The organism is Longimicrobiales bacterium, from assembly GCA_035764935.1.
Taxonomy (GTDB): Bacteria; Gemmatimonadota; Gemmatimonadetes; order Longimicrobiales; family RSA9; genus DASTYK01.
Window position 1 is genome coordinate 21395 of record DASTYK010000003.1, and the last position, 12309, is coordinate 33703.

Genomic DNA, 12309 nt, shown 5'->3' on the forward strand with positions numbered 1-12309 from the left:
ACCCCTTCGCGGGAAGGGTCCGGGTGCGAGCGTCGGCTGCAGCAACAGCCGTTCGTGCGCCCGCCCTTCCCACATGGAAGGACGGGCTTTTTGTTCGCCAGAACTTCCGGGCGCGCACGCGCGGGTGTGCGCACCGACACTCACCGGAACGGCGCGGCTGCTGCCCTGCGCGCGCCGCACCTGCTGCTCGGGCTCGCACTGCCCCTGGCGGCAGCATGCGACGCACCTGTCGCACGCGACGTCGCACCGTCCGCGATCGTGGTCGTCGATGATGCCGGCGATACGCTGCGTCTCGACGCTCCCGCGACGCGCATCGTCTCGATCGTTCCCGCACAGACGGAAATTCTGCTGGCGCTCGGCACCGGTGACCGCATCATCGCGCGCACCGATTTCGACACGCAGCCGGAGCTGGCGCACCTGCCCTCCACCGGCAACGGTCTCACGCCCAACGTCGAATGGATCGCCGCGCGTCGCCCTGACCTCGTGATCTCGTGGGCGGACGCGCAGTCGCGCTCCGTCGTCGCACGACTGTCCGCGCTCGGCATTCCCGCATACGCATCATCCGTCGAAACGATCAGCGACATGGTGCACAGCGTAGAACGCCTGGGCGCGCTCACCGGCCGCGCGGCCGCGGCCGACTCGATCGTGCGCGGCATCCGCGATACGCTCGCTGCAGTCGAGCGCGACGTCGCCCGACGTACACGCCCGCGCGTGATGTACGCGATCGGTGTCGACCCGCTCATGGTCGCGGGTCCCGGCACCTTCGTGCACGAGGCGCTCACCATCGCGGGCGGCGACAACGTCTTCGACGACACCCGCGCACGCTGGCCGGTGGTCAGCATCGAGGAAGTGATCCGCCGCGATCCCGACGTGATCGTGGTCGGCCTCGGGCGTACGCGTGCGGAGGCGGACTCGCTGATCGCCCGCCTGAGCGACACACCGGGGTGGCGCGAGCTGCGCGCCGTGCGCGAAGCACGTATCCACTGGGCAGATCCGTACCGGTTCAACCGGCCGTCGCCCGACATCGGGGGGAACGCGCGGCGGCTGGCTGCGATGCTGGTGGAGGGTGGGCCGGCGGGGCCGGCGGGGCCGTCAGGGCCGGCGGGGCGAACGGCGGGAACGACAGCGGGATCGGGTGCGGCTCGCCCCGCCGGCCCCGACGGCCCCGCCGGCCCCGACAGCCCGAGTCCCCGCCGATGACGCCCACCCAGCTCGAGCTGCCCGCCGCGCACACTCGCGGCCGCACGCTGCCACGCCTGCTCATCATGCTCGCGCTCGCGGTCGCCTCGCTGCTCATCGCGATCGCCGCAGGCGCGGCCGCGATCCCGCTCGCGGACGTCGTACGCGCGCTGTTCGGTGCCGGTGATGCGACGACGCGCGCAATCGTGCTCGAGCTGCGGCTGCCGCGCGCCGCGCTCGCCTTCGTGGCCGGCGGTGGCCTGGCCGTCAGCGGCGCCGTGTTCCAGGCACTGCTGCGCAATCCGCTCGCTGACCCGTACGTGCTCGGCGTCTCCGGCGGCGCTGCCGTCGGCGCGATCGGCTGGATCGTGCTCGGTGCAGGCGCATACTCCGCCGGTGTGCCACTGGCTGCACTGCTCGGCGCCGTCGCTGCGGTGCTGCTCGTGTATCGCATCGCGCGCGGCGTCGGCGGCGCACTCGATACGCGCGTGCTGCTGCTCGCCGGTGTGGTCGTCGGTGCGTTCTGCAATGCCCTGATCATGCTGCTGCTCACGCTGGCCGACATGGAGAGCTTCCGCTCCGCCGTCTTCTGGATGATGGGCAGCCTCGCGGCGGCGCGCTGGGACACGACACTGTTGCTGGCGGCGTACATGCTGCCCGGCCTGGTCGTGCTCATGGCGCAGGCGCGGGCGCTCGATCTGCTGCTGCTCGGCGAAGAGACCGCGCTGTTCCTGGGCACGCGCACGGAGCGGGTGAAGCTGATCGGCTACGGCGTTGCATCGCTGCTCGTCGCTGCGTCCGTTGCCGTGTGCGGCGTGATCGGCTTCGTCGGCCTGATCGTGCCGCACGCGGTGCGGCTCGCGTGGGGCAGCGAGCACCGGCTGCTGCTGCCCGCGTCGTTCCTGGGCGGTGGCGCACTGCTGCTGCTCGCCGACACGGGCGCACGCGTGCTCGCCGCGCCCTCCGAGCTGCCGGTCGGCGTCGTGACCGCGCTGGTCGGTGTGCCGCTGTTTGTCCTGCTGCTGATGCGGGGGCGCGCATGAGCAGCACGTTCACTGCGCACGACGTCGCATTCCGCTACCGCGGCGCATCGCGCGATGCGGTTGCCGGATTGGCCATGACGGTTTCGCGCGGCTCGTTCTACGCGCTGCTCGGACCGAACGGCTCCGGCAAGTCGACCGCCATGCGGCTGCTGCTGGGTGCACTCGAGCCGCAGCAGGGTGACGTCAGGTTCGAGGGCAAGCGTGTGCAGGAATGGTCGCGCCGCGAGCTCGCTCGCCGCATCGGCGTCGTCTCGCAGCACGAGGAGCTGCCGTTTCCGATGACGGTGCGCGAGCTGGTCGCCCTCGGCCGCTACCCGCACCTGGGCGCATGGCACCGCGAGTCGGACGCGGACCGCAGTGCCGTGCAGCGCGCACTCGAGCGCTGCGAGCTGACCGACCTGGTCGCGCGTCCCGCCTCCGCGCTGTCTGGCGGGGAGTTGCAGCGGGCGCGCATCGCGCGCGCCCTCGCGCAGGAGCCGCGCACCCTCGTCCTGGACGAACCGACTGCGTCGCTCGACATCGCGCACGAGATGGCGATTTTCGAGCTGCTCGCCGGGCTCGTCGCCCATGATGGCACCACCGTCGTCGTCATCACCCACAACATCAACCTCGCCGCGCGCTACGCCGACCGCCTGCTGCTCCTGCACGGGGGACGGATCGCGGCAGAGGGCAGTGCGGCGCAGGTGCTCACGCGCCAGCGGCTCGAGCACGTGTACGGGTGGCCGCTGCACGTTCATCCGCATCCCGGACCCGGCCCCGATACCGGCGCGCCCCAGGTCGTGCCGGTCGCGCGCGGGGACGCGGCAGGCAGACCGAATGACTGAACACACCAGCTCCCGAACATGGAGTCAGCCGTGAACCGATACATCCGTCGCCGCACAGCACTCGCCGCCGTTGCCGCGGTGCTTACGTCGTTCGCCGCCGACACGGCTGCAGCGCAGGAGCCCGTCGACACGATTCCGCTGGACAGCCTGGTCGTCACCGCGACCCGGCAGCCTCTCCCGCGCGACGCCGTGCCCGCTGCGGTCAGCGTGATTGCCGGCGACGAGCTGCGCGCGCGTGGAGAACGCCTGCTCGTGGATGCACTGCGCCTCACGCCGGGCACGGCGATGGTGCAGTCCGGGCCGCAGGGGGCGCTTGGCGCCGTCTACCTGCGCGGGGGCGAGAGCGACTACGTGCGCGTGCTCGTCGACGGCGTGCCCGTGAATCAGCCGGGCGGCTCCTTCGACTTCGCGCACCTGCGCACGGAGGACGTCGAGCGCATCGAGATCGTGCGCGGGCCGGTCAGCGTGCTGTACGGCTCCGACGCGGTGACCGGCGTGATCCACGTGATCACCCGGCGCGGCACGGGCGCTCCACGCATCACGGCAGCGATCACCGCGGGCAGGTCGGACCGGGTCGGGCCCGAGGCGGACGGCGCATCCGACGCGCTCGGCTTCGATGCCGGCATTGCCGGCGCGGCCGGCAGCTTCGATTACGCCGCAACCGCGGCGCGCTACACGACCGACGGCGCCTACGCCTTCAACAACGACTATCACAACAACAGCGCCAGCGCGCGACTCGGCTGGTCGAACGTGACGAGCGGCATCCGACTGAACGCACGCTACACGGACGGCGAATACCACTATCCGACCGACGGTTCGGGGGTGTTGTCCGACTACAACGCATTCCGCACGTCGCGGGCGCTGACGCTCGGCGCGAGCGTCACACACGCGCTGACGCAGCGCACCCGTGCCAGCATCGACGTCGCGCTGCACGATGACGAGGCCGACGAGGACGACGCGCCCGACTCTGCCGCGGACACGCTCGGCTTCTACGCGTTCCAGGGCACGACGAACGCGCAGCGTCGCAGCATCGACGGCCGCATCGACATGGACGCGGGCATCGCGCAGCTCACCGTCGGCGCTGCCGCCGAGGAGCAGGACGGCGACACGTGGTCCAGCAGCATGAGCCAGTTCGGCCCCTGGGCCGATTCCGCCGAGTACTCGCGCTCCTCGCGCGCTGCATACGCCCAGGTCGTGTCCACTCCCGTGCAGCGCGTTACGCTGACGGCCGGCAGCCGCATCGACGACGGCGAGTACGGCACCTTCGCGACCTGGCGAGCCGGCGTGAGCGTGCGACCCGGCGCGTGGGTCCTGCGCGCCGCTGCCGGCAGCGCGTTCAAGGAGCCGACGTTCTACGAGAACTACGCACGCGGTTTCGTCACCGGAAACCCCGACCTCGACCCCGAGCGCTCACTCAGCTACGAGGTCGGCGTCGAGCGCACGCTGTTCCGGGATCGCGCGCGCATCGCCGCAACGGCGTACACACAGGAGTTCGAGGACCTGATCCAGTACACCAGCACACCGGCCGAGCCCGGCGCGCCCAACTATTTCAACCTCGGCGCTGCGCGCGCCCGCGGGCTCGAAGTCAGCGCAAACGTTTCACTGCCCGCGAACCTGCGGCTGGACGTCGCATACGACTGGCTGGACACCGAGGTCACATCATCGGGCACGGAGGGAGACCTGACGTTCCTCGAGGGGGAGCGCCTGCTCCGCCGCCCCGAGCACCGCATCGCCGGCTCGCTGCAGTGGACCCGCGGCGCCGCCAGCGCATGGCTCGGCGTCTCGCATGCCGGCGAACGCATCGACCTCGACTTCAGCAATCCCGACGCGCCGAACGGCGAGCGCATCACGCTCGGCGGCTACACGCTCATCAATTCATCCGCCACGGTGCCGATCACACGCAGCGGCTGGGGCGATGTTGCGGCGACGTTGCGCATCGAGAACGTGCTGGATGAAAGGTACGAGGAGGTGCTGGGGTTTCCGGCGCGTGGACGTGCGGTCTTCGTCGGTGCGAAGGTGTCGCTCGGAGGTTGATGCGGTTGCGATCTACCGCGAATTTATTTCACCGCTGAGGCGCGGAGGGCGCTGAGGAACAACCCGCCTTCGTGATCGCTGGATAGCTGCGCATTTTACGCTCGCGGCATGCGCAGCTATCCGGATGATTATGGTTGAACTCACGGCCACGAGGATTCGAGGATGTCTTCAACTGCGCCGCCACGCCACCCCGTGGAAGGCATGGAAGCGCGCGCGGCGAGGGGTGCCCAGGCGCAGTGCGGGATCCATCGCGGCGAAAAAGCCAACTACAACTACTTCGTTCCTCTGCGCTCTCCGCGCCTCAGCGGTGAAATAATGCGACCGGGATACAATCACTCGTCCGTGAGCAACGCCCGATAGCTCTGGTACCGCTCTGAGGACACTTTGCCCTCGTCGACGGCCGACTGCACCGCGCAATCCGGCTCGTGGGTATGCGTGCATGATCCGCCGAAGCGGCACTGTCCGAGGTACGGCCTGAATTCCGGGAACGCCTCGTCCAGCCGCTCCGGGTCCATGCCCCAGAGACCGACCTCGCGCAGGCCGGGTGTGTCCACGACATGGCCGCCGCAGTCGAGCCGGATGAGTCGGGCGGAGACCGTGGTGTGGCGCCCCTTGTTCACTGCCTCGCTGACCGCGCCCACACGCAGGGACAGCCCCGGCTCGAGCGTGTTCAGCAGGCTCGACTTGCCCACACCGGACGGACCTGCAACCACACTTTCATGCCCGCAGAGCAGCGCGCGGAAGCGGTCGAGGTTGATGTCCTGCTTCGTGCTCGTGAACAGGACGTCGTAGCCGGCCGCGGTGTATGGAGCGAACTGCGCTGACAGGGCGTCGGGGTCATCGACCGCGTCGCTCTTGTTGATCACGATCCGAGCAGCCAGGCCATTCAGCTCGGCGAGGACGAGGAAGCGGTCGAGCATGCGGAGGCGCGGCTCCGGGCTGGCCGCGGCGAATACCACGACGACCTGCTCGACATTTGCGACGATGACCTTGGCCTTGCGCGCGTTGCGGCCGGGCGCGCGGCGCGCCAGCTCCGTGCGCCGCGGTGCGACGTTCTCGATCGTCGCTTCCTCACCCTCACGCTCGGCGACGTCGACGATGTCCCCTACCACCACGCGGTCGCCCGTTCGCTGCTCCAGCTTCAGCCGCCCGCGCAGCCGTGTCGGCAGCTCGCGGCCCTGGTCCAGCTCGACCGTGTAGACGCCGCCCACGGTCTCGATCACGCGACCGCGCAGCAATCGTGGAGAGGCTTCGGAGTCCGAAGGCGCGGATCGAGAGTGGGGGTTCAGTGGGTCGCCGTTCTTTCGTATGGACGCAGAAGCGCCGCGCACTTCGCTCTCGCGATGCACGCGGCGCTCACTCATGGACGAGCGGTGCGGCCGTCAGGCCGCGAAGCTCTCGAGCGCGCTGCCGAGATCGCCCTCACGCAGCCGCTTCAGTGCACGGTCGCGCAGCTGGCGCACACGCTCGCGCGTGACACCCAGCATGTTGCCGATCTCTTCCAGCGTGTGCTCACGGCCGCCGTCCAGGCCGAAGTAGAGACGCACGACCTTGGCGTCACGCGGCTGCAGCGTCTCGAGTGCCTTCTCGATGTGCTCGCTCAGCAGCCGCTCCTCGACCTGCTCTTCCGGCTCGTACGCCTCGTCGTGCATGAACCGCTCGACGAGCTGGCTGTCGTCGCTGTCACCGATCGGCGCGTCCAGCCGGATCTCCGCCGCGTTCAGCGTCGACAGCGACGTCACCACTTCCGGCGTCAGCGCCGCCGCACCCGCGACCTCCTCGATCGTCGGGTCACGACGCAGCTCCTGCTTCAGCCGCTCCCGCTCGCGGAAAATGCGCGCGAGGTCGCTCGCACGATTCAGCGGCACGCGCACCGCACGCCCCTGGTTCGCCAGCGACGCGAGGATCGCCTGCCGGATCCACCATACCGCGTACGAGATGAACTTCACCCCCTGATCCGGATCGAACTTGCGCGCCGCCGTCACCAGCCCGACGTTGCCCTCCTGGATCAGGTCGATCAGCGAGACACCCCGATTCTGGTACTTCTTGGCCACACTGATCACGAAACGCAGGTTCGCACGCACCAGTGCCTGCACTGCATCCTCGTCACCGGCCAGCGCACGGTGACCCAGCTCGATCTCCTGCTGCGGCGTCAGCAGCTCGTGCCGGCTGACTTCACGCAGGTACTGATCGAGTGCCGAGCGCTCTTCGCTGGCGCCCGCGAACCCTTCTACCTCTATGTTGTGCCGCCGGCCGCGCCGACGCGCCTCGGTCACGCTTGCCATTTAGACCGCTCGCCTGCTGAATTCGACAGTACTGCACGTGCGGCAGACTCTCATCGCAACACTGCAAGGAGTCTGCCCCCTCGACCGCTTCCGTGTCTGTCGGGAATACCCCGCCGCGCGTACCTGAAACCCCGTCGCACGACAAGTAGTTCCGCGCGCGCGAGGGCGAGGAAGTTGCACTCGCAGAGCGCGCAGTCAAGAGTGGTGTGGCCGGGTATCCCGGCAGCGGGACGAGTCGTCTCGTCCTACTCCTCGGGCTCCGGCGGCGGTTCGTCCCGCCCCTGTCCGGCCGTGTCGCCCGCCAGCAGCTGCTCCAGCGACGGCGGCGCCGCCGTTCCCGGGCGCGTCAGGTCCTCGCGCAGGCCGGCCACCTCGGCAGCCAGCGCGCGGATGGCAGCCAGCACCGTGTCCCGGGGCACCCCACTCTGGAACTGGGCCAGAATCCGGTCCGCCTCCGCCTGGATCTGCCGCAGCCGGGAGTCGACCAGGTACCGTTCGTCGGGGATCCACTGGAACGGGCGGCGTGTTTCGAGGAGCCGGTCCGTGATGGCCTCGGCGCGGAGGATGCCGGCGCCGCCGTCGCCCAGCTCGTTCTGGAGCGCGGTGTCCAGTTCCCGGGCGAGCAGCTCGAGGGCCTGCTCGACGCCGTGGTCGCTGCTGAGGGGCGCGAGAGCGGCGGCCGGCGGCGGCGTCGCCGGCTGGGCGATCGCTTCATCCGGCGAGCGTCCGCAGGCGGGTGCGGCGACGAGAACCAGGGCGATGAAGGAGCGAATGCGCATTTCCGGTCACGTGACGAGGCAATCCATATGCCGGCGGATGCTGCCGCGGGAGCAGTCGTGCGACTGACCAGCGGAGCGTGCAGCCACCTCGGGCTGCGCCGGCGACGCAATGAAGATGCACTGCTGGACGCGCCGCGGCACGGGGTGTTTGCGGTCGCGGATGGAATGGGCGGCCATCCTGCCGGCGATGTGGCGAGCGGGATCGCAATCGATACGCTGCGTGAGCGGGTCGTGGCCGCAGGCGACGTCTCCACGCCGGAGCAGTTGCTCGAGCACGCCTTTGCCGCCGCCAACGACGCGCTCCTCGCCCACGCCCTGGCGCGGCCGGATCACAGCGGACTGGGCACGACGATGACGGCGCTGCTGGTGCAACCGCGCGCTGCGGTGGTCGGGCACATCGGCGACTCCCGCCTGTACCTGCTGCGCGGCGGGGAGTGGCGCCAGCTCACGACGGATCATACGTGGGTCGAGCGAGAGGTCGCGCACGGGCGCCTGACCCGTGAGGCTGCGCGCAACCACCCGCACGCCGCGGTGCTGCTGCGGGTTCTCGGCGGCGCCGATGCCGCAATCGACCGGTTCCACCTGGAGCTGCGCCCGGGTGATCGGCTGCTGCTCTGCACGGACGGTGTGTCCAACGCCGTGCAGCCGGCCGACCTCGCCGCTATCGTGCGGCAGCCGCTCGCGCCGGCCGAGATCGCGCGCCACCTGTGCGAAGCGGCGGACGCCGCGGGTGGGTTCGACAACAGCACAACGGTCGTGATCGACGTCGCATCCACTGAACAGACCTGACCACCCCGACAAGACAGCGAGGCAATGGAAGGACTCTTCGCAACCGACACCGTATTCCTGGGCAATCCTCTGCGCACGTGGCTCCTGGCCGCTGCCACGGCGCTGATCGTCTACATCGGGCTCAAGCTGCTGCGGCGCGTCCTGATCCGGTACGTAAGCCGGCTTTCGCGCCGTACGGCCACATACGCCGACGACGTCATTCGCGAGACGATCTCGCGAACCCGCGTATTCTTCATCGTCTTCGCCTCGCTGTATGCGGGTTCGCGCGTGCTCCTGATGACGCCCGACGTGCAGGGCGCGGTCAAGTTCCTCGGCGTCGTCGTCATCACGCTGCAGATCGCGATCTGGGGCAACGCCATCCTGACGGGTGTCGTCGAGGGCGAGACCAGGAAGCGGCTCGCTGCAGACCCCAACAGTGTCACCACTCTCGGTGCGCTGTCCTTCATTGGTCGCGTCCTGCTCTGGACGGTGCTGCTGCTGGTCGCGCTCGAGAATCTCGGGGTCGACGTCACGGCGCTGCTCACGGGGCTCGGCATCGGCGGCATCGCCGTCGCTCTCGCCGTGCAGAACATCCTGGGCGACCTGCTGGCTTCGTTGTCGATCGTGCTGGACAAGCCGTTCGAGGTGGGCGACTTCATCGTCATCGACGACAAGTCGGGGACCGTCGAGCGCGTGGGTCTCAAGACGTCGCGCATCCGTGCGCTGTCCGGCGAGCAGCTCGTGTTCTCGAACAGCGACCTGCTGAGCGCGCGCATCCAGAATTTCAAGCGGATGTACGAGCGCCGTATCGTGTTCTCGGTGGGTGTGACCTATGCCACGCCACGCGAGCGGCTGCAGCAGATCCCGGACATCATGCGCGCAGCGATCGAGGCGCAGGAGCACGCGCGCTTCGACCGCGCGCACTTCGCGAAGTACGGCGACTTCGCCCTGCTGTTCGAGGCCGTCTACTACGTGAAGGTGCCGGAGTACAACGTGTACATGGACGTGCAGCAGGCGATCAACCTGCGCATGCACGAGGTGTTCGAGGCGAGCGGCATCGAGTTCGCGTTTCCGACGCAGACCATCATTCTGCAGCAGCAGACCGCGCAGTAGGACAGCGGGCAACAACAGGGAAACGAAGCGGGCCGCTCCAGTCCGGAGCGGCCCGCTTCGTTTCGGTTGTGCGCAGCCGAACAGCTTACCAGCTCACCCAGAGATCGAAGCGCCAGTTTTCCGGACCGTCCAGTGCGCGGGCGAGGTCCGCGCGCACGAGCCCATCCAGGAACGTCGCGCCGACGCCCAGCGAGCGAAGCGCGCCATCGGTCGTGAAGCTGTTCCGGTCACCGGCCCATGCGACGTCGCCGAACAGCGCGAAGCGAGCGACCGGCCAGCCGCGCGCGACCTCGGCACGCGCCCGCCAGAAGGAGTTGCCGACGGCGGAGCTGCCGTCGTAGCCGCGCAGCGTGGCCGGACCGCCGAGGTAGAACAGGCGCTGCGCCGGCACGTCGCCGGTCGATGTGCCTGCCGCACCCTCCACGGATGCGCGCAGCTTCGCGAACAGCGGGAAGCCCGCGCGCAGCGTGAGCGCTGAGCGTCCGAACTGGAAGTCACCGCCCGCGCCATCGAGCGCGAGCGAGGCGCGCGCCTGCCAGCCGGCGGGGTCGCGGCCGACGCCGCCGTGCAGCTCGAGCTCCCCGCCCAACAGGTCCGCCTCGTCGGCCACGATGTTCGGCCGGAACGTGCGGCCATCGTCGAATACCTGCGGCAGGCTGAAATCTGTTTCCGTCTCGACGGCGTCGTGACGCTCCGCGTACAGCCGCAGCCCGTACCACTGCGCCCGGGTGGCGGAGGGCACCACCTCGATGGATGCGCCGAGCGCCTCGTAGTACTCGCCGTCGTCGCGGCCGAGCACGAGTGCATTGAACGAGTTGCCGATGCCGAACGGCCGGGTCGCCGGGTCGACCGCGCGTACGCCGTTGTAGAGCGAGAGACGGTAATCGCGCGCCAGGGTCGGGCGGGTAATACCGAGCTCCACGTCCGGCCGCGGCTCCGCGAGGGCGAGGCGGGCAGTGGCGTCCAGCCGCAGCCGGCCCAGGTCCAGCTCGCTGCGCGCGCCGATCGACAGCCCTTCCACCCGGTTGTAGCGCAGCAGTCCCGGCGCGCCGAGCCCCCACGCGAACGTCGGTCGCGGTGCCTGCCAGGGCGCCTCGTCGATGTCGCCGAGTCGCTCCGCCAGCTCACGCACGCGCCGCAGATCGGCATCCCAGTCGGCGTCGTTCTCGTAGATCGACGGTGGCAGGTACTCGCTCGCGAGCAGCTCCGCAGAATCGGGCAGCTCCACGATCAGCTCGCGCCCGCACGCGTCGGTGCCGCGCCCCGTCTCCTCATCCATGGTGAACCGCCGCGGCTCGTCGTCAGACGTGGTGTCCGCGTCCACGCCCGGCGTCGTGTCGCCGGGCGTCGTCGGCGACGATGTGCTGTCCGCGCGCGTGCGACGCTCGCGGCGTGCGTCGTCGGTGTCCACCGCGACAGTCATCCGCACCGCCGGCGTGCACCGCTGCCGCTCCGTGACCGAGTCCGGCATCACGATGCGCGGTCGCGTCGGATCGCCCTCGACGTCGTAATCGGTGTAGCTCAGGCTGTAGCTGAACGGCATTCGCAGCAATGAAGTGACCTGCAGCACGCCTTCCGCGGCGACCGTGCGTGGCAGCCACCACCGGAAATCCCAGTAGGCATACTCCAGCGTCACATACTCCAGCTCGAAGCGGATCGGCTTGAGCAGGCCGGGCACGTCGTCGCCGTCCTCGTCGTCCTCTTCGATGTCGAAGGCGCGCGCCGGCCGGAACACCGCCTGGACCACGGCATTGGTTTCCTGCTCGATCCAGAACGAGCCCGTCACGAGCCGGAAGTCGGAGCGTCGCGGCACCACGCGCAGCTCGACCAGGCGGACCGTGCGCCCGTCCGGCAGGCGGATCTCAGTGGTATCACCCGATTCGTAGCGGTAGTCGCGCTCGGCGCCGGGCGCGAGCGGGTTGCGCCAGCCGTCGTTGTTCAGGCGCATCAGCATCTCGCTGTCCACCGGGTCGAACGCGAGGTGGGGAACGAAGCTGCGAAGGTCGTCGGGGATCTGCGGTGCACCTTTGACGGGCGGGATCACCTCGCGCGAGCCGAGCACCTCCAGCCGGATCGGCCCTTCGCGTCGCCACTCGATCTGCGTGGCGGTTTCCCGCCGGTACAGCGTCCGGTCCCGACCGGGAAGACGAAGACCCGCCGCGATGCGTTCGCGGGCCAGGGCGTCGTAGGCATCGATCGAGGTGTCCACGGTGCGGCGCCGGCTGCGCGCCCGCTCGACCAGGTCGCGCGCGACTTCGTCGCGGTAGGCATCGGCGAGCTGCGC

Annotated in this window: 10 protein-coding genes; 6 read left to right on the top strand and 4 right to left on the bottom strand. The window is 69.6% G+C overall.

Annotation, left to right across the window (positions count from 1 at the left end):
• The first annotated feature begins 126 nt into the window (after positions 1-126).
• Genes VFU06_00160 through VFU06_00175 form a run of 4 tightly spaced genes read left to right on the top strand, consistent with a single transcriptional unit; the run spans position 127 to position 5080 of the window.
• Positions 127-1200, top strand: coding sequence for a helical backbone metal receptor (locus tag VFU06_00160; GenBank protein HEU5207792.1), 1074 nt, complete (start codon positions 127-129; stop codon positions 1198-1200).
• Positions 1197-2222 (top strand): iron ABC transporter permease, encoded by a 1026-nt coding sequence (locus tag VFU06_00165; GenBank protein HEU5207793.1) that lies wholly within the window; start codon positions 1197-1199, stop codon positions 2220-2222. Before VFU06_00160 ends, VFU06_00165 begins: the two co-directional genes overlap by 4 nt.
• A complete protein-coding gene (locus tag VFU06_00170) occupies positions 2219-3046 on the top strand; it encodes an ABC transporter ATP-binding protein (protein ID HEU5207794.1) in 828 nt (275 codons plus the stop codon). The genes VFU06_00165 and VFU06_00170 overlap by 4 nt, the downstream gene beginning before the upstream one ends.
• A 30-nt stretch (positions 3047-3076) precedes the next feature.
• Complete coding sequence (locus VFU06_00175; GenBank protein HEU5207795.1) at positions 3077-5080, top strand: TonB-dependent receptor; 2004 nt, start codon at positions 3077-3079, stop codon at positions 5078-5080.
• A gap of 332 nt (positions 5081-5412) precedes the next feature.
• Here VFU06_00175 and rsgA read toward each other — a convergent pair whose 3' ends face one another.
• From rsgA to VFU06_00190, 3 genes are all read right to left on the bottom strand, one after another.
• On the bottom strand, positions 5413-6303 hold the full coding sequence (rsgA, locus tag VFU06_00180; GenBank protein HEU5207796.1) for a ribosome small subunit-dependent GTPase A: 891 nt from the start codon (positions 6301-6303) through the stop codon (positions 5413-5415).
• Between the two features lie 159 nt (positions 6304-6462).
• Positions 6463-7365, bottom strand: coding sequence for an RNA polymerase sigma factor RpoD/SigA (locus VFU06_00185; protein HEU5207797.1), 903 nt, complete (start codon positions 7363-7365; stop codon positions 6463-6465).
• A gap of 245 nt (positions 7366-7610) precedes the next feature.
• Positions 7611-8144, bottom strand: coding sequence for a hypothetical protein (locus VFU06_00190; protein ID HEU5207798.1), 534 nt, complete (start codon positions 8142-8144; stop codon positions 7611-7613).
• 57 nt (positions 8145-8201) lie between these two features.
• Between VFU06_00190 and VFU06_00195 the strand changes: the two genes are divergently transcribed.
• Together VFU06_00195 and VFU06_00200 are read left to right on the top strand one after the other, a co-directional pair.
• Entirely contained in the window at positions 8202-8933 is a 732-nt protein-coding gene (locus tag VFU06_00195; protein HEU5207799.1) for a protein phosphatase 2C domain-containing protein, read from the top strand.
• A gap of 24 nt (positions 8934-8957) precedes the next feature.
• Positions 8958-10025: a mechanosensitive ion channel family protein gene (locus VFU06_00200; protein ID HEU5207800.1), complete on the top strand. Its 1068-nt coding sequence runs from the start codon at positions 8958-8960 to the stop codon at positions 10023-10025.
• 85 nt (positions 10026-10110) lie between these two features.
• On the opposite strand, the gene VFU06_00205 is transcribed toward VFU06_00200, so the two are convergent.
• Positions 10111-12309 (bottom strand): BamA/TamA family outer membrane protein (locus VFU06_00205; protein ID HEU5207801.1); only part of this gene is annotated, 2199 nt, incomplete at its 5' end.